We start from the raw sequence: 14,822 nt of genomic DNA, 5'->3' as shown, positions 1-14,822 counted from the left end.
TATATGTAAAAAATGAATCGTAATATTTCTTTGAAAAATAAATTCTCAACTATTTGAATAATAAATATATATTCCTACCTTTGCAGCCCTCAAAAGTGAGGGTTAAATAAAATTTTATATAGAAATATATGCCAACAATTTCACAATTAGTACGAAAAGGAAGAGCCAAAATAACCAAGAAGAGTAAATCGGCTGCTTTAGATTCGTGTCCTCAGAGACGTGGTGTATGTACTCGTGTTTATACAACGACACCTAAAAAACCTAACTCAGCAATGCGTAAGGTGGCAAGGGTACGTTTAACAAACGGAAACGAAGTAAATGCATACATCGGTGGAGAAGGTCACAACTTACAAGAGCACTCGATAGTATTGGTTAGAGGTGGAAGGGTAAAAGATTTGCCAGGTGTTAGATATCACATCGTTCGTGGTGCTTTGGATACAGCAGGTGTAGCTGGAAGGACTCAACGTAGATCTAAGTATGGTGCAAAACGCCCTAAAAAGTAATTTAAAACTTTAAGAAGAAGACATGAGAAAAAGAGCAGCAAAAAAGAGACCGCTTTTACCAGACCCAAGATTTAATGATCAGTTAGTAACGCGTTTTGTTAACATGATGATGTGGGACGGTAAAAAGTCTGTAGCTTTTAAAGTATTCTACGATGCAATTGATATTGTTGAGGAGAAAAAGAATGATGACGAAAAAACAGCCTTGGAAACCTGGAAAGAAGCTTTATCTAATGTGATGCCTCACGTAGAAGTACGTAGTCGTCGTGTAGGTGGTGCTACATTCCAAATCCCTATGCAAATTCGTCCAGACCGTAAGGTTTCAACTGCGATGAAGTGGTTAATTGGCTACGCACGTAAAAGAAACGAAAAATCTATGGCACAACGTTTAGCAGCAGAAATATTAGCTGCAGCTAAAGAAGAAGGTGCTGCCGTTAAGAAAAGAGTTGATACTCATAAAATGGCAGAAGCAAACAAAGCATTCTCACACTTTAGATTTTAATTAGAAATGGCAAGAGATTTAAAATTTACAAGAAATATAGGTATTGCTGCGCACATTGACGCAGGAAAAACCACAACAACAGAGCGTATCCTTTATTACACAGGTGTGTCTCACAAAATTGGTGAAGTGCATGATGGTGCAGCTACTATGGACTGGATGGAGCAAGAACAAGAAAGAGGTATTACAATTACTTCTGCAGCGACAACTTGTACATGGAATTTTCCAATGGAAAACGGTCAGCCAACTCCAGATACTAAAGGATATCACTTTAATATTATAGATACTCCAGGTCACGTTGACTTTACGGTTGAGGTAAACCGTTCATTACGTGTATTAGATGGTTTAGTATTCTTGTTTAGTGCAGTTGATGGTGTAGAACCACAATCTGAAACTAACTGGAGACTAGCTGATAATTATAAAGTTCCAAGAATTGGTTTCGTTAATAAAATGGATCGTCAAGGATCTAACTTTATGGCTGTATGTCAGCAAGTAAAAGATATGTTGAAGTCTAATGCAGTGCCAATTGTAATGAATATTGGTGATGAGGTTGACTTTAAAGGTATCGTAGATTTAGTAAAGAACCGTGCGATTGTATGGCACGATGAAACTCAAGGGGCGACTTTCGATGTTATTGATATTCCTGAAGAATTGAAAGCGGAAGCAGCTGAGTTAAGAGCAAATCTTATTGAAGAAGTTGCTAGTTACGATGAAAATCTTTTAGAAAAATTTATGGAAGATGAGGATTCTATTACAGAAGAAGAAGTGCATGCTGCACTTAGAGCTGCTGTAATGGATATGGCTATTATTCCAATGATTTGCGGTTCTGCATTTAAAAATAAAGGTGTACAGTTCTTATTAGATGCTGTATGTCGTTACCTGCCTTCTCCAACTGATAAAGAAGGTATTACTGGTACAGACCCTAATACTGGTAACGAAATCATTCGTAAGCCAGACGTTAAAGAACCATTCTCAGCATTAGCATTTAAGATTGCTACAGATCCTTTCGTAGGACGTTTAGCATTCTTTAGAGCTTATTCTGGTCGTCTTGATGCGGGTTCTTATATCTTAAACAATCGTTCAGGTAAGAAAGAACGTATATCTCGTATCTATCAAATGCACTCTAATAAACAAAATGCTATCGAATTTATCGAAGCTGGTGATATTGGTGCTGCAGTAGGATTTAAAGACATTAAGACTGGTGATACTATGTCTGATGAAAAGCATCCTATTGTTTTAGAATCTATGGATTTCCCAGACCCAGTAATTGGTATTGCTGTGGAACCTAAAACTAAAGCAGATGTTGATAAATTAGGTATGGCATTAGCTAAGTTATCTGAAGAGGATCCAACATTTACTGCAAGAACAGACGAAGCTTCAGGACAGACTATTATTTCTGGAATGGGTGAGCTTCACTTAGATATTATTGTAGACCGTTTGAAGCGTGAGTTTAAGGTAGAAGTTAACCAAGGGCAACCTCAAGTTGAGTACAAAGAAGCAATTACACAACGTGCAGAACACAGAGAAGTTTATAAGAAACAATCTGGTGGACGTGGTAAGTTTGCAGATATTGTTTTTACATTAGAGCCAGCTGAAGAAGGTAAAACAGGATTAGAATTTGTTTCAGAAATTAAAGGTGGTAATGTTCCTAAGGAATTTGTTCCTTCAGTTGAAAAAGGATTCAAAATGGCAATGGTAAATGGTCCATTAGCTGGTTATGAAGTAGACGCTATGAAAGTAACCTTAACAGATGGTTCTTATCACGATGTGGATTCGGATCAGTTATCTTTCGAATTAGCTGCTAAGTTAGGATTCAAAAATGCTGCTAAGGCTGCTAAAGCTGTAATTATGGAACCAATCATGAAACTTGAAGTTATTACTCCAGAAGAAAACATGGGTGATATCGTAGGTGACTTAAACCGTCGTCGTGGTCAGGTAAGTGAAATGGGAGATAGAGCTGGTGCAAAAACTGTAAAAGCTACAGTGCCATTATCAGAAATGTTTGGATATGTAACTACATTAAGAACACTATCTTCAGGTAGAGCAACATCAACAATGGAATTTTCACACTATGCTGAAACTCCTAGAAATATATCAGAGGAAGTAATTGCAGCAGCAAAAGGCGTAGAAGCTTAAAACTAAAAGAAAATGAGTCAAAAAATTAGAATAAAATTAAAGTCTTACGATCATAATTTAGTTGACAAGTCTGCTGATAAGATTGTAAAAACAGTAAAAAGCACAGGAGCTGTTGTAACGGGACCAATTCCGTTGCCTACACACAAGAAAATTTTCACTGTGTTACGTTCGCCTCACGTAAATAAGAAGTCTAGAGAACAATTTCAATTAAGCTCTTACAAGAGATTATTAGATATTTACTCTTCGTCTTCTAAAACAATTGATGCTTTAATGAAACTTGAATTACCAAGTGGAGTTGAAGTTGAGATAAAGGTGTAATGAAAGATTGAGCAATAATATGCTCTCAAATACATGTCTGGAGCTGCGAGCAAAGGAAAAACGGTAAAAAATACAATTCAAGGCTGAAACGTATTTTTCAGCCTTGAATTTTTAATAAAGAATAATAATTAATAATAAATAAATATGTCTGGGTTAATTGGAAAAAAAATCGGTATGACCAGCATCTTTGATGAAAATGGAAAAAATGTTCCATGTACAGTAATCGAAGCTGGGCCATGTATCGTTACCCAAGTCAGAACTGAAGAAGTTGATGGTTATAATGCCCTTCAATTAGGTTTCGATGACGCGACAGAAAAAAGCGCTACTAAAGCTGACATTGGTCATGCGAAGAAAGCGGGTACTTCTGTTAAACGCAAAGTCGTAGAATTTAAAGGTTTTGATGCGGAGTACAAATTAGGTGATGCTATCACAGTAGAACAATTTATCGAAGGTGAGTTTGTTGATGTTTCAGGAACTTCAAAAGGTAAAGGTTTTCAAGGTGTAGTAAAGCGTCACAATTTTGGAGGTGTAGGTCAAGCAACGCATGGTCAGCACAATCGTTTAAGAGCTCCAGGTTCTATTGGTGCAGCTTCTTATCCTGCGAGAGTATTCAAAGGAATGAAAATGGCCGGAAGAATGGGTGGTGAAACAGTTAAAGTTCAAAATTTAAGAGTTTATAAAGTAGTTCCTGAAAAGAATTTACTTGTTGTAAAAGGATGTGTTCCTGGTCACAAAAACTCTTATGTAATTATTGAGAAGTAATGAAGGTAGCAGTTTTAGATATAAACGGAAAAGATACGGGTAGAAAAGCTGAGCTTTCTAAAGACGTATTCGCTATAGAGCCTAACAATCATGCAGTCTATTTAGATGTTAAGCAATACTTAGCAAATCAAAGACAAGGAACGCATAAGGCTAAAGAAAGAGCAGAAATTGCTGGTAGTACACGTAAGATTAAAAAACAAAAGGGAACAGGTACTGCACGTGCAGGTTCTATTAAGTCTGGTGTATTTAAAGGTGGTGGTCGTATGTTTGGTCCAAGACCAAGAAATTACGGTTTTAAATTAAATAAAAACGTAAAGCGATTAGCACGCAAATCAGCATTAAGTATTAAAGCAAATGATAAGGCGATAATGGTATTGGAAGACTTCAGTTTTGATGCTCCAAAAACTAAAAACTTTATCAGTGTTTTAAAGGCATTAGAGGTTGAAAACAAAAAATCTCTTATTGTGTTGGGTGACTCAAATAATAATGTATATTTGTCATCACGCAATTTTAAAGGTTCTGAAGTTGTAACCAGCTCAGAATTAAGCACTTACAAAATAATGAATGCTAATAAAGTTATTCTTTTAGAAGGTGCATTAGAAGGAATTGAATCGAACTTAAGTAAATAGAACACAGATGAGTATCTTAATAAAACCTATCATCACAGAGAAAGCAACCATGCAAAGTGAGTTGTTAAATGCGTATGCATTTGAGGTGAATACAAAGGCGAACAAGGTAGAAATCAAAAAAGCAGTAGAAGCTGCTTATGGTGTTTCTGTAGCTAAGGTTCGTACAATAAATGTCCGTCCAGATAGAAGTACTAAGTACACAAAAACTGGTATTCAACATGGTAAAACAAATGCTGTTAAAAAAGCAATTGTACAACTGGCGGAAGGTGAAACAATAGATTTATACGCTAACATGTAATTAGACTTATGTCAGTAAGAAAATTAAAACCAATCACATCAGCTCAGCGATTTAGAGTAGTAAATGGATTTGACGCCATTACTACTGATAAGCCGGAGAAAAGCTTGCTTGCTCCGAAAAAAAGAACTGGTGGTAGAAACAGTCAAGGAAAAATGACCATGCGCTACAAAGGTGGTGGTCATAAGAAGAAGTATCGTATCATTGATTTTAAACGTAATAAAACTGGGGTTCCAGCTGAAGTTAAAACAATTGAGTACGATCCAAACAGAACAGCATTTATTGCTTTATTAAACTATCAAGATGGCGAGAAACGTTATGTTATCGCTCAAAATGGTTTACAAGTAGGGCAAAAAATTGTATCTGGTGAAAAAGGTATCGCTCCAGAAATTGGAAATGCAATGCCGTTAAGTGAAATACCTCTAGGTACTATTATCTCTTGTATAGAGCTACGCCCAGGGCAAGGTGCTGTTATGGCGCGTAGTGCTGGTGCATTTGCTCAATTAATGGCTAGAGATGGTAAGTTTGCTACAATTAAATTGCCTTCTGGTGAAACTAGAATGGTATTAGCAACATGTATGGCTACAATAGGTGTTATTTCTAACTCAGATCATCAATTGTTAGTATCTGGTAAAGCAGGTAGAAGCAGATGGTTAGGAAGACGTCCTCGTACAAGACCAGTTGTGATGAATCCAGTCGATCACCCAATGGGTGGTGGTGAAGGTAAGTCTTCAGGTGGTCACCCAAGATCTAGAAACGGTATTCCTGCTAAAGGTTATAGAACGCGTTCTAAGACGAAAGCGAGTAACAAGTATATTGTAGAACGTAGAAAGAAATAATTAAGATAGTATGGCACGTTCATTAAAAAAAGGACCTTATATCCATTATAAATTAGAAAAGAAAGTTGCAGAAAATGTAGCTTCAAACAAAAAGACGGTTATCAAAACTTGGTCTAGAGCATCAATGATTTCTCCAGATTTCGTTGGTCAGACTATAGCAGTTCACAATGGTCGTCAATTTGTTCCAGTATATGTTACTGAAAACATGGTAGGTCATAAATTAGGAGAATTTTCACCAACACGATCATTTAGAGGTCATGCAGGTGCTAAGAATAAAGGTAAAAAATAAGAATCATGGGAAGTCGTAAAAAACAAATGGCGGAAGCTATTAAGGCGGAGAAAAAGCAAGTTGCTTTTGCTAAGCTAAATAACTGTCCTACATCTCCAAGAAAAATGCGATTAGTAGCAGATTTAGTAAGAGGTCAAAAGGCAGAAAAAGCGCTTCAGATTCTTAGATTTAGCCCTAAGGAAGCGTCTCGTCGTTTAGAAAAGTTAGTTATGTCTGCGATAGCAAACTGGCAAGCAAAAAACGAAGATGCAGACGTAGAAGAAGCAAAGCTTTACATTAAAGAGATTAGAGTAGATGGTGGATCTATGTTAAAGAGATTGCGTCCAGCTCCTCAAGGTAGAGCACACAGAATTAGAAAGCGTTCTAATCACGTAACAGTGGTTGTAGATGCATTAAATAAAACACAAAGCTAAGATAGAGATATGGGACAAAAGACAAATCCAATCGGAAATCGCTTAGGTATTATCAGAGGATGGGAATCTAACTGGTATGGCGGAAATGATTATGGAGATAAACTTGCTGAGGATGATAAAATCCGTAAGTATATCCATGCGCGTTTATCTAAAGCTAGTGTAAGTAGAGTAATTATTGAGCGTACGCTTAAACTTGTAACCGTTACTATCACTACTGCTAGACCAGGTATTATTATCGGTAAAGGTGGTCAAGAGGTAGATAAGTTAAAAGAAGAGCTTAAAAAGATTACTGGTAAAGAAGTTCAATTGAACATCTTTGAAATTAAAAGACCTGAACTAGATGCACATTTAGTTGCAGCAAGTGTTGCACGTCAAATTGAAAGTCGAATCTCATACAGACGAGCAATAAAAATGGCTATAGCTGCAGCAATGCGTATGAATGCTGAAGGAATTAAAATTCAAATTAGTGGTCGTTTGAATGGTGCTGAAATGGCACGTTCTGAGCACTACAAAGAAGGACGTATTCCGTTATCCACATTTAGAGCTGATATAGATTATGCTCTTGTTGAAGCACATACTACTTATGGTAGATTAGGTGTGAAAGTGTGGATTATGAAGGGTGAAGTGTATGGGAAAAGAGAACTTTCTCCATTAGTAGGTCTTTCTAAGCAAAAAGGAAAAGGTGGACGTGGTGGAAACAAAAACCAACGTCGTAGAAAGTAATTTTTTAAAGAAAAGAAAAAATGTTACAGCCTAAAAGAACAAAATTTCGTAAGCAGCAAAAAGGTCGTATGAAAGGAAATGCGGGAAGAGGTCATTTGTTATCAAATGGTACTTTCGGTATTAAATCATTAGACTCGTCTTTTATAACTGCTCGTCAAATAGAAGCTGCACGTATTGCTGCTACTCGTTACATGAAGAGAGAAGGATCGTTATGGATTAAAATTTTTCCAGACAAGCCTATTACAAAGAAACCTCTAGAAGTACGTATGGGTAAAGGTAAAGGTGCTGTTGAGTATTGGGCAGCTGTTGTAAAACCAGGACGCGTATTATTTGAAGTAAGTGGTGTACCATTAGACGTAGCTCAAGAAGCATTACGTTTGGCAGCACAAAAACTTCCGGTAAAAACTAAGTTTATCATAGCTAGAGATTACGAAGCTTAATATTAGAGTATTATGAAGCAATCAGAAATTAAACAGCTTTCAACAGCTGAGTTACAAGAAAAACTTAGTGAGACTAAAAAGAGTTATGCAGACCTAAAAATGGCTCACGCAATATCTCCTTTAGAAAATCCTATTCAGTTACGTCACGCTCGTCGTACTGTAGCTAGAGTAGCGACTGAATTAACTAAAAGAGACGATCAATAATTGTATTCTGCTGAAAGATGGAAAAAAGAAATTTAAGAAAAGAACGTATAGGGATAGTAACGAGTAACAAAATGGAGAAATCTATTGTTGTTTCCGAAGTTAAAAAAGTAAAGCACCCTATGTATGGAAAGTTCGTGTTAAAGACTAAGAAATATGTCGCACACGATGAAACAAACGACTGCAACGAAGGAGATACTGTAAAGATCATGGAAACAAGACCTATGAGTAAATCTAAGTGTTGGAGATTAGTAGAAATAATTGAAAGAGCGAAGTAATTATGGTACAACAAGAATCAAGATTAAAAGTAGCTGATAATACTGGCGCAAAGGAAGTTTTAACTATCCGCGTGCTAGGAGGAACAAAAAGACGATATGCATCTGTTGGAGATAAAATTGTAGTATCTGTTAAGGATGCTACTCCTAACGGAAACATCAAAAAAGGCGCCGTTTCTACAGCAGTTGTAGTACGCACAGCAAAAGAAGTAAGACGACCAGATGGTTCTTACATTAGATTTGATGACAATGCATGTGTATTATTAAATCCAACAGGAGAAATGAGAGGTACACGTGTTTTTGGTCCTGTAGCTAGAGAACTTCGTGATAAACAATTCATGAAAATTGTATCATTAGCACCAGAAGTGCTTTAATTGATAAATAAGATGACAAAGCTTAAAATAAAATCAGGAGATACCGTACAAGTAATAGCTGGAGATCATAAAGGATCAGAAGGTAAAGTGCTTAAAGTATTAAAAGATAAGAACAAGGCCATAATAGAAGGTGTAAACATGGTGAAGAAACATACTAAACCAAGTGCTCAAAACCCTCAAGGTGGAATTGTAGAGAAAGAAGCATCAATTCATATTTCAAACTTATCGTTGTTAACCTCTAAAGGTGAAACAACTAGAGTTGGTTACAGAATGGATGGCGACAATAAAGTAAGATTTTCTAAAAAATCTAATGAAGTAATTTAATTATGGCTTACGTTGCAAGATTAAAACAAGAGTATAAGGATAAAGTAATTCCTGCTCTTACAGAAGAATTTGGATATAAAAATGTAATGCAAGTGCCTAAGCTTGAAAAGATAGTTTTATCTAGAGGTGTTGGTGCTGCTGTTGCAGATAAAAAGTTAATTGATCATGCTGTTGATGAATTAACTAAAATCACTGGACAAAAAGCTGTTGCTACGATTTCTAAAAAAGATGTTGCATCTTTTAAGTTGCGTAAGGGTATGCCAATTGGTGCTAAAGTAACTTTAAGAGGAGAGCAAATGTATGAGTTCTTAGATCGTTTAGTGACTTCAGCTTTACCACGAGTTAGAGATTTTAACGGTATCAAAGCTACAGGTTTTGATGGTCGTGGAAATTACAACTTAGGTGTAACAGAACAGATTATTTTCCCAGAGATCGATATTGATAAAATCAATAAAATCAATGGTATGGACATTACATTTGTGACTTCTGCAGAAACGGATAAGGAAGCAAAGTCACTATTAACAGAATTAGGATTACCATTTAAAAAGAATTAATTATGGCTAAAGAATCAATGAAAGCTCGTGAGGTAAAGCGTGCAAAAATGGTTGCAAAATATGCTGAGAAAAGAAAAGCTTTAAAAGAAGTTGGAGATTACGAAGCATTACAAAAGCTACCAAAAAACGCTTCACCTATACGTATGCACAACCGTTGTAAGCTTACAGGAAGACCAAAAGGTTATATGAGACAGTTTGGTATCTCTCGTGTAATGTTTAGAGAAATGGCTAACAAAGGATTAATTCCTGGTGTAAAAAAAGCAAGTTGGTAACATTGAGGAAGCGAATTAGCTTCTGTACTATTATCAATATAATTATTGTATAATCGGAATTTAGGTTCGAAATAATCGAAAACCATTTTCCAAAAATTAAAACTATGTACACAGATCCAATAGCGGATTATTTAACGCGAGTTAGAAATGCTGTGAAAGCAAACCACAGAGTGGTTGAGATTCCTGCATCTAACTTAAAAAAAGAGATGACTAAAATATTGTTCGATCAGGGCTATATTTTAAGTTATAAGTTTGATGACAAATCTACTGCACAAGGCACAATTAAGATTGCCTTAAAGTATAACAAAGACACTAAGGAGTCAGTTATCAAAAAAATTCAAAGAATCAGTAAACCAGGTTTGCGTAAATATGCTGGTGCTAACGAAATGCCAAGAATCTTAAATGGTTTAGGTATTGCAATTGTTTCTACGTCTCATGGAGTGATGACAGGTAAACAAGCGCAAAGAGAAAACGTTGGTGGCGAAGTATTATGTTACGTTTACTAAAAACAGGAAATTATGTCAAGAATAGGTAAAAACCCAATAACAGTTCCTGAAGGTGTAACACTTGAGATTAAAGACAATGTAATTACCGCTAAAGGTAAATTAGGTGAATTAACTCAAGAGTATTCAGATGTTGAAATAAAGTTAGAAGACGGTACAATTACATTGTCTCGTCCTTCTGAGAAAAAAGATCACAGAGCAAAACACGGTCTTTACAGAGCGTTAATTGCTAATATGATAGAAGGTGTTTCTAAAGGCTGGACCAAAGAACTAGAATTAGTTGGTGTAGGTTATAGAGCATCAAATCAAGGACAAAAATTAGATTTAGCAATTGGTTTCTCTCACAATATCGTTATAGATATTGCACCAGAGGTGAAAGTTGAGACTATCTCAGAAAAAGGAAAAAACCCAATCGTTAAATTAACATCTCACGATAAACAATTAGTTGGTCAAGTGGCTGCAAAGATTCGCGGTTTCCGTAAGCCAGAACCTTACAAAGGAAAAGGTATCAAGTTTGTTGGTGAAGAAATTAGAAGAAAAGCAGGTAAATCAGCTTAATAATTAAGTTATGGCATTGACAAAGAACGAAAGAAGAATAAGAATAAAAAACAGAATCCGTAAGGTAGTATCTGGTACTGAAACAAAACCAAGATTAGCTGTTTTTAGAAGTAATAAAGAAATTTATGCTCAAATCGTGAATGATGTAACTGGTAAAACTATAGCTGCTGCATCTTCGAGAGATAAAGATATTGCAAAGTCTAAAGGAAATAAAACTGAAGTTGCTGCTTTAGTTGGTAAGGCTGTTGCGGAAAAAGCTATGAAAGCTGGTGTTGAAACTATTTCTTTTGATAGAGGTGGTTACTTATATCACGGAAGAGTAAAATCATTAGCAGAAGGTGCTAGAGAAGCAGGACTTAAATTTTAAGACATTATGTATCAAAAATATAAAAACGCAGAATTAGTTAAACCAGGCGGATTAGAATTAAAAGATCGCTTAGTTGGTGTACAGCGTGTAACTAAAGTAACAAAAGGTGGTAGAGCATTTGGTTTTTCTGCTATCGTTGTTGTAGGAGACGAAGCAGGAGTAGTAGGACATGGATTAGGTAAATCTAAAGATGTTGCTACTGCTATTGCTAAAGCTGTAGAAGATGCTAAGAAAAACTTAGTAAGAATTCCTATCATTAAAGGAACATTACCTCACGAGCAAAAAGGTAAGTATGGAGGAGCTAGAGTAAACATTATCCCAGCTGCACCAGGTACCGGAGTTATTGCTGGTGGTGCTGTAAGAACAGTACTTGAAGCCGTTGGTGTACATGATGTATTATCAAAGTCTCAAGGATCTTCTAACCCTCATAACGTAGTAAAAGCAACTTTTGATGCTTTATTACAATTAAGGGATGCAAAATCTGTAGCTAAAGAACGTGGAATTTCACTTGAAAAAGTATTTAAAGGATAATCTAGGATAAGATGGCAAAGATTAAAGTAACTAAAGTAAAAAGTGCAATCAATCGTACTAAAAGACAAAAGCTAACATTAGAAGCTTTAGGTTTAAAAAAGATTGGTCAAGTAGTAGAGCATGATGCCACACCAAATATCCTTGGTATGGTAAAGAAAGTAGAACATTTAGTTTCTGTAGAGGAAGCTTAAAAATATACACTTAAAAATGGATTTAAGTAATTTAAAACCTGCAGAAGGTTCAGTAAAAAATCAAGGAAAGCGTGTTGGACGTGGTCAGGGATCTGGAAAAGGTGGTACTGCTCGTAGAGGACACAAAGGTGCTAAATCACGTTCGGGTTATTCTAAGAAATTAGGATTTGAAGGTGGTCAAATGCCTTTACAAAGACGTGTTCCTAAGTTTGGATTTACTAATATCAACAGAGTAGAATATCAAGGTGTAAACTTAGATACCTTACAACAATTAGTAGACGAAAAGAAAATTAAAGATACTGTAGATTTTGAAACACTTGTATCATTAGGTAAAGCTGGGAAAAATGACCTGGTTAAAATCCTAGGTAGAGGTGAATTAAAAACTAAATTAACAGTAACTGCTCATAAATTTACTGCTACGGCAAAAGCTGCTATTGAGGCTGCTGGTGGTGAAGCTGTAACTTTATAAGATCACAAAGGATGAAGATAATAGAAACATTAAAAAACGTTTGGAAAATCACAGAACTTAAGGATAGAATTATCTTAACCTTAGGTTTGTTGCTAGTGTATCGTTTTGGTGCTCAGGTAGTATTGCCTGGTATTAATATGGATTCTCTAGGGGCTTTACAAGCTGGTACAGATGAAGGTATTTTAGGTTTACTTGTGGCTTTCACAGGTGGTGCTTTTGCAAATGCTTCAGTTTTTGCATTAGGTATTATGCCTTATATTTCTGCTTCCATTGTTGTACAATTAATGGGTATTGCTATTCCTTATTTGCAAAAACTTCAAAAAGAAGGAGCAAGCGGGCAAAAGAAGATTACTCAAATCACACGTTGGTTAACTATTGGTATTTGTTTGGTGCAGGCGCCAGGTTACTTAGCTAGTATACCTTCTTTATCTGGTTTACCTTCGATAAATGCAATGCTGCTACCTGGTTTTTCGGAAAATGTATTTTACTTTTCTTCGATAATTATCTTAGTCACAGGTTGTGTTTTTGCTATGTGGTTGGGTGAGAAAATTACAGATAAAGGTATTGGTAATGGTATCTCATTATTAATAATGGTTGGAATTATAGCTAATTTGCCGTTATCTTTTTCTCAAAACCTTACTTCACGATTAGGTGGTAATGGTGGTTTTATGATGATACTAATAGAATTAGTGATTTGGTTCTTAATTATCCTTGCTTCGGTATTCTTGGTAATGGCAGTGCGCAAAATTGCTGTACAATACGCAAGAAGAACAGCTTCTGGTGGTTATGAAAAAAATGTATTTGGATCACGCCAGTTTTTACCATTAAAATTGAATGCCTCAGGTGTAATGCCAATCATCTTTGCTCAAGCAATTATGTTTGTGCCAGGTCTTATAGGTGGGTCTTCATTCTTAAAAGACACTGGTGTTGGTCAATGGATGCAAACTAATTTTCAAGATATCTTTGGATTTTGGTATAATCTTGTATTTGCATTATTGATCATTGTATTCACCTATTTCTATACGGCGATTACAGTGCCAACTAATAAGATGGCTGATGATTTAAAACGTAGTGGAGGATTTATACCTGGTATTCGTCCAGGTTCAGAAACCTCAGAATATTTAGATAAGATTATGTCACAGATAACCTTACCGGGTTCTATTTTCTTAGCATTAATTGCAATTTTCCCTGCATTTATTGTAAAGTTAATGGGAGTACAATCTGGTTGGGCATTATTCTTTGGTGGTACATCGCTTTTAATTATGGTTGGTGTAGCTATTGATACAATGCAGCAGGTTAATTCTTATTTATTAAATAAGCATTACGATGGCTTGATGAAGACAGGTAAAAACAGAAAATCTGTGACCTCATAATTTAAATTTAATTTAAAGCATTTAATCTGTTAATGATTCGGCAAGGTATTTGTTAATTGACGATTAAATACTTAAAAATAATTTATGGCAAAACAAGCAGCAATAGAACAAGACGGAACGATAATAGAAGCATTATCTAATGCTATGTTCCGTGTAGAATTAGAGAATGGTCACATTGTGACTGCACACATATCTGGAAAAATGCGTATGCATTATATTAAGTTGTTACCAGGTGATAAAGTAAAATTAGAAATGAGTCCTTACGATTTAACGAAGGCTCGTATAACTTATAGATACTAACAAGATGAAATCGTAAGATTCCATCTAACAGTATTAAACAAATAAAGAGAAACAGATGAAAGTAAGAGCATCAGTTAAAAAAAGAAGTGCTGATTGTAAATTAGTACGACGTAAAGGAAGACTTTATGTAATTAACAAAAAGAATCCTAGATTTAAACAAAGACAAGGATAAAAGAAGTCATTAGTAATTAGTAGTTAGATGAATCTGTTCGAAATCGAAAGGTTTAGGATTCTAACAACTAAAAGCTAACAGCTAAAAACTAAATTATATGGCAAGAATTGCAGGTGTAGACATACCAAAACAAAAAAGAGGAGTAGTATCCTTAACTTATATCTATGGAATAGGTAGAAGTAGAGCTAAAGAAATTTTAGAAACTGCTAAAGTTGACGAAAGCACAAAAGTACAAGATTGGACTGACGACGAAATTGGAGCGATCCGTGAAGCTGTTGGAAATTTCAAGATTGAAGGTGAATTACGTTCTGAAACTCAGTTAAACATTAAGCGATTAATGGATATCGGATGTTACAGAGGTATTCGCCATAGAGCTGGTCTTCCATTAAGAGGACAACGTACCAAGAACAACTCTCGTACAAGAAAAGGTAGAAGAAAAACAGTTGCTAACAAGAAAAAAGTAACTAAATAATAACAGACATTAGTCATTAGTTTAGAAGTTAGATGAATCTGCC

28 protein-coding genes are annotated in these 14,822 nt (G+C 35.6%); all 28 read left to right on the top strand.

The window, feature by feature from the left end; genetic code table 11:
* Nucleotides 1–128 precede the first annotated feature (128 nt).
* The 28 genes from rpsL to rpsM all read left to right on the top strand — a co-directional run bounded on the left by rpsL (nt 129) and on the right by rpsM (nt 14,779).
* On the top strand, nt 129–503 hold the full coding sequence (gene rpsL, locus Q0912_RS11955; protein WP_008269190.1) for a 30S ribosomal protein S12: 375 nt from the start codon (nt 129–131) through the stop codon (nt 501–503).
* Nucleotides 504–525: 22 nt separating this feature from the next.
* Nucleotides 526–1,002, top strand: a complete 477-nt coding sequence (gene rpsG, locus Q0912_RS11950) for a 30S ribosomal protein S7 (protein WP_299115352.1) — start codon at nt 526–528, stop codon at nt 1,000–1,002.
* Nucleotides 1,003–1,008: 6 nt separating this feature from the next.
* Nucleotides 1,009–3,135, top strand: a complete 2,127-nt coding sequence (gene fusA, locus Q0912_RS11945; protein ID WP_299115350.1) for an elongation factor G — start codon at nt 1,009–1,011, stop codon at nt 3,133–3,135.
* 12 nt (nt 3,136–3,147) lie between these two features.
* Nucleotides 3,148–3,453: a 30S ribosomal protein S10 gene (gene rpsJ, locus Q0912_RS11940; RefSeq protein ID WP_007650482.1), complete on the top strand. Its 306-nt coding sequence runs from the start codon at nt 3,148–3,150 to the stop codon at nt 3,451–3,453.
* 144 nt (nt 3,454–3,597) lie between these two features.
* The gene (gene rplC, locus Q0912_RS11935; protein WP_299115348.1) at nt 3,598–4,215 is read left to right on the top strand and encodes a 50S ribosomal protein L3; all 618 of its coding nucleotides are present in this window, start codon (nt 3,598–3,600) and stop codon (nt 4,213–4,215) included.
* Nucleotides 4,215–4,844, top strand: coding sequence for a 50S ribosomal protein L4 (gene rplD / locus Q0912_RS11930; protein ID WP_299115345.1), 630 nt, complete (start codon nt 4,215–4,217; stop codon nt 4,842–4,844). The genes rplC and rplD overlap by 1 nt, the downstream gene beginning before the upstream one ends.
* A gap of 7 nt (nt 4,845–4,851) precedes the next feature.
* On the top strand, nt 4,852–5,142 hold the full coding sequence (gene rplW, locus Q0912_RS11925) for a 50S ribosomal protein L23 (protein WP_299115343.1): 291 nt from the start codon (nt 4,852–4,854) through the stop codon (nt 5,140–5,142).
* An 8-nt stretch (nt 5,143–5,150) separates the two neighbouring features.
* Nucleotides 5,151–5,978, top strand: a complete 828-nt coding sequence (gene rplB, locus Q0912_RS11920) for a 50S ribosomal protein L2 (protein WP_299115341.1) — start codon at nt 5,151–5,153, stop codon at nt 5,976–5,978.
* A 10-nt stretch (nt 5,979–5,988) separates the two neighbouring features.
* Nucleotides 5,989–6,267 (top strand): 30S ribosomal protein S19, encoded by a 279-nt coding sequence (gene rpsS, locus Q0912_RS11915; protein WP_008269180.1) that lies wholly within the window; start codon nt 5,989–5,991, stop codon nt 6,265–6,267.
* 5 nt (nt 6,268–6,272) lie between these two features.
* The gene (gene rplV, locus Q0912_RS11910; protein ID WP_299115339.1) at nt 6,273–6,680 is read left to right on the top strand and encodes a 50S ribosomal protein L22; all 408 of its coding nucleotides are present in this window, start codon (nt 6,273–6,275) and stop codon (nt 6,678–6,680) included.
* A 9-nt stretch (nt 6,681–6,689) separates the two neighbouring features.
* Complete coding sequence (gene rpsC / locus Q0912_RS11905; protein WP_155089965.1) at nt 6,690–7,403, top strand: 30S ribosomal protein S3; 714 nt, start codon at nt 6,690–6,692, stop codon at nt 7,401–7,403.
* Nucleotides 7,404–7,423: 20 nt separating this feature from the next.
* Complete coding sequence (gene rplP / locus Q0912_RS11900) at nt 7,424–7,843, top strand: 50S ribosomal protein L16 (protein ID WP_218547011.1); 420 nt, start codon at nt 7,424–7,426, stop codon at nt 7,841–7,843.
* Between the two features lie 12 nt (nt 7,844–7,855).
* Entirely contained in the window at nt 7,856–8,047 is a 192-nt protein-coding gene (rpmC, locus tag Q0912_RS11895; RefSeq protein WP_218547009.1) for a 50S ribosomal protein L29, read from the top strand.
* Between the two features lie 17 nt (nt 8,048–8,064).
* Nucleotides 8,065–8,322, top strand: a complete 258-nt coding sequence (rpsQ, locus tag Q0912_RS11890; protein WP_299115335.1) for a 30S ribosomal protein S17 — start codon at nt 8,065–8,067, stop codon at nt 8,320–8,322.
* A 2-nt stretch (nt 8,323–8,324) separates the two neighbouring features.
* Nucleotides 8,325–8,693, top strand: a complete 369-nt coding sequence (rplN, locus tag Q0912_RS11885) for a 50S ribosomal protein L14 (RefSeq protein WP_155089961.1) — start codon at nt 8,325–8,327, stop codon at nt 8,691–8,693.
* A gap of 12 nt (nt 8,694–8,705) precedes the next feature.
* A complete protein-coding gene (gene rplX / locus Q0912_RS11880; protein WP_299115329.1) occupies nt 8,706–9,017 on the top strand; it encodes a 50S ribosomal protein L24 in 312 nt (103 codons plus the stop codon).
* A gap of 2 nt (nt 9,018–9,019) precedes the next feature.
* Nucleotides 9,020–9,571 carry a 50S ribosomal protein L5 gene (gene rplE / locus Q0912_RS11875; RefSeq protein WP_299115327.1) on the top strand — a complete coding sequence of 184 codons (552 nt, stop codon included), beginning with the start codon at nt 9,020–9,022 and terminating at the stop codon, nt 9,569–9,571.
* Nucleotides 9,572–9,573: 2 nt separating this feature from the next.
* Nucleotides 9,574–9,843: a 30S ribosomal protein S14 gene (gene rpsN / locus Q0912_RS11870; RefSeq protein ID WP_299115325.1), complete on the top strand. Its 270-nt coding sequence runs from the start codon at nt 9,574–9,576 to the stop codon at nt 9,841–9,843.
* A 104-nt stretch (nt 9,844–9,947) separates the two neighbouring features.
* Complete coding sequence (rpsH, locus tag Q0912_RS11865) at nt 9,948–10,349, top strand: 30S ribosomal protein S8 (RefSeq protein ID WP_218547003.1); 402 nt, start codon at nt 9,948–9,950, stop codon at nt 10,347–10,349.
* A gap of 12 nt (nt 10,350–10,361) precedes the next feature.
* Complete coding sequence (gene rplF / locus Q0912_RS11860; RefSeq protein ID WP_299115322.1) at nt 10,362–10,904, top strand: 50S ribosomal protein L6; 543 nt, start codon at nt 10,362–10,364, stop codon at nt 10,902–10,904.
* 10 nt (nt 10,905–10,914) lie between these two features.
* Entirely contained in the window at nt 10,915–11,271 is a 357-nt protein-coding gene (rplR, locus tag Q0912_RS11855; protein ID WP_299115320.1) for a 50S ribosomal protein L18, read from the top strand.
* Between the two features lie 6 nt (nt 11,272–11,277).
* Entirely contained in the window at nt 11,278–11,802 is a 525-nt protein-coding gene (rpsE, locus tag Q0912_RS11850) for a 30S ribosomal protein S5 (RefSeq protein WP_299115318.1), read from the top strand.
* 11 nt (nt 11,803–11,813) lie between these two features.
* Nucleotides 11,814–11,993 carry a 50S ribosomal protein L30 gene (gene rpmD / locus Q0912_RS11845; RefSeq protein WP_114300031.1) on the top strand — a complete coding sequence of 60 codons (180 nt, stop codon included), beginning with the start codon at nt 11,814–11,816 and terminating at the stop codon, nt 11,991–11,993.
* A gap of 16 nt (nt 11,994–12,009) precedes the next feature.
* A complete protein-coding gene (rplO, locus tag Q0912_RS11840; RefSeq protein ID WP_299115316.1) occupies nt 12,010–12,462 on the top strand; it encodes a 50S ribosomal protein L15 in 453 nt (150 codons plus the stop codon).
* A gap of 11 nt (nt 12,463–12,473) precedes the next feature.
* Nucleotides 12,474–13,835, top strand: coding sequence for a preprotein translocase subunit SecY (gene secY / locus Q0912_RS11835; protein WP_299115314.1), 1,362 nt, complete (start codon nt 12,474–12,476; stop codon nt 13,833–13,835).
* Nucleotides 13,836–13,919: 84 nt separating this feature from the next.
* The gene (gene infA / locus Q0912_RS11830; RefSeq protein ID WP_007094967.1) at nt 13,920–14,135 is read left to right on the top strand and encodes a translation initiation factor IF-1; all 216 of its coding nucleotides are present in this window, start codon (nt 13,920–13,922) and stop codon (nt 14,133–14,135) included.
* A 55-nt stretch (nt 14,136–14,190) separates the two neighbouring features.
* The gene (ykgO, locus tag Q0912_RS11825) at nt 14,191–14,307 is read left to right on the top strand and encodes a type B 50S ribosomal protein L36 (RefSeq protein WP_008269159.1); all 117 of its coding nucleotides are present in this window, start codon (nt 14,191–14,193) and stop codon (nt 14,305–14,307) included.
* 97 nt (nt 14,308–14,404) lie between these two features.
* Entirely contained in the window at nt 14,405–14,779 is a 375-nt protein-coding gene (gene rpsM / locus Q0912_RS11820) for a 30S ribosomal protein S13 (protein WP_185790329.1), read from the top strand.
* The last annotated feature ends 43 nt before the right edge of the window (nt 14,780–14,822 follow it).

The sequence above is a fragment of the uncultured Winogradskyella sp. genome, from assembly GCF_947498345.1.
Lineage (GTDB): Bacteria > Bacteroidota > Bacteroidia > Flavobacteriales > Flavobacteriaceae > Winogradskyella.
Note: the sequence above shows the minus strand (reverse complement) of the source record. Positions and strands in the feature narration are given on the sequence as shown.

Bases quoted from the DNA above. Each gene is read 5' to 3' on its own strand.
- rpsL (WP_008269190.1), top strand. From the start codon at position 129: ATGCCAACAATTTCACAATTAGTACGAAAAGGAAGAGCCAAAATAACC.
- rpsG (WP_299115352.1), top strand. From the start codon at position 526: ATGAGAAAAAGAGCAGCAAAAAAGAGACCGCTTTTACCAGACCCAAGA.
- fusA (WP_299115350.1), top strand. From the start codon at position 1,009: ATGGCAAGAGATTTAAAATTTACAAGAAATATAGGTATTGCTGCGCAC.
- rpsJ (WP_007650482.1), top strand. From the start codon at position 3,148: ATGAGTCAAAAAATTAGAATAAAATTAAAGTCTTACGATCATAATTTA.
- rplC (WP_299115348.1), top strand. From the start codon at position 3,598: ATGTCTGGGTTAATTGGAAAAAAAATCGGTATGACCAGCATCTTTGAT.
- rplD (WP_299115345.1), top strand. From the start codon at position 4,215: ATGAAGGTAGCAGTTTTAGATATAAACGGAAAAGATACGGGTAGAAAA.
- rplW (WP_299115343.1), top strand. From the start codon at position 4,852: ATGAGTATCTTAATAAAACCTATCATCACAGAGAAAGCAACCATGCAA.
- rplB (WP_299115341.1), top strand. From the start codon at position 5,151: ATGTCAGTAAGAAAATTAAAACCAATCACATCAGCTCAGCGATTTAGA.
- rpsS (WP_008269180.1), top strand. From the start codon at position 5,989: ATGGCACGTTCATTAAAAAAAGGACCTTATATCCATTATAAATTAGAA.
- rplV (WP_299115339.1), top strand. From the start codon at position 6,273: ATGGGAAGTCGTAAAAAACAAATGGCGGAAGCTATTAAGGCGGAGAAA.
- rpsC (WP_155089965.1), top strand. From the start codon at position 6,690: ATGGGACAAAAGACAAATCCAATCGGAAATCGCTTAGGTATTATCAGA.
- rplP (WP_218547011.1), top strand. From the start codon at position 7,424: ATGTTACAGCCTAAAAGAACAAAATTTCGTAAGCAGCAAAAAGGTCGT.
- rpmC (WP_218547009.1), top strand. From the start codon at position 7,856: ATGAAGCAATCAGAAATTAAACAGCTTTCAACAGCTGAGTTACAAGAA.
- rpsQ (WP_299115335.1), top strand. From the start codon at position 8,065: ATGGAAAAAAGAAATTTAAGAAAAGAACGTATAGGGATAGTAACGAGT.
- rplN (WP_155089961.1), top strand. From the start codon at position 8,325: ATGGTACAACAAGAATCAAGATTAAAAGTAGCTGATAATACTGGCGCA.
- rplX (WP_299115329.1), top strand. From the start codon at position 8,706: ATGACAAAGCTTAAAATAAAATCAGGAGATACCGTACAAGTAATAGCT.
- rplE (WP_299115327.1), top strand. From the start codon at position 9,020: ATGGCTTACGTTGCAAGATTAAAACAAGAGTATAAGGATAAAGTAATT.
- rpsN (WP_299115325.1), top strand. From the start codon at position 9,574: ATGGCTAAAGAATCAATGAAAGCTCGTGAGGTAAAGCGTGCAAAAATG.
- rpsH (WP_218547003.1), top strand. From the start codon at position 9,948: ATGTACACAGATCCAATAGCGGATTATTTAACGCGAGTTAGAAATGCT.
- rplF (WP_299115322.1), top strand. From the start codon at position 10,362: ATGTCAAGAATAGGTAAAAACCCAATAACAGTTCCTGAAGGTGTAACA.
- rplR (WP_299115320.1), top strand. From the start codon at position 10,915: ATGGCATTGACAAAGAACGAAAGAAGAATAAGAATAAAAAACAGAATC.
- rpsE (WP_299115318.1), top strand. From the start codon at position 11,278: ATGTATCAAAAATATAAAAACGCAGAATTAGTTAAACCAGGCGGATTA.
- rpmD (WP_114300031.1), top strand. From the start codon at position 11,814: ATGGCAAAGATTAAAGTAACTAAAGTAAAAAGTGCAATCAATCGTACT.
- rplO (WP_299115316.1), top strand. From the start codon at position 12,010: ATGGATTTAAGTAATTTAAAACCTGCAGAAGGTTCAGTAAAAAATCAA.
- secY (WP_299115314.1), top strand. From the start codon at position 12,474: ATGAAGATAATAGAAACATTAAAAAACGTTTGGAAAATCACAGAACTT.
- infA (WP_007094967.1), top strand. From the start codon at position 13,920: ATGGCAAAACAAGCAGCAATAGAACAAGACGGAACGATAATAGAAGCA.
- ykgO (WP_008269159.1), top strand. From the start codon at position 14,191: ATGAAAGTAAGAGCATCAGTTAAAAAAAGAAGTGCTGATTGTAAATTA.
- rpsM (WP_185790329.1), top strand. From the start codon at position 14,405: ATGGCAAGAATTGCAGGTGTAGACATACCAAAACAAAAAAGAGGAGTA.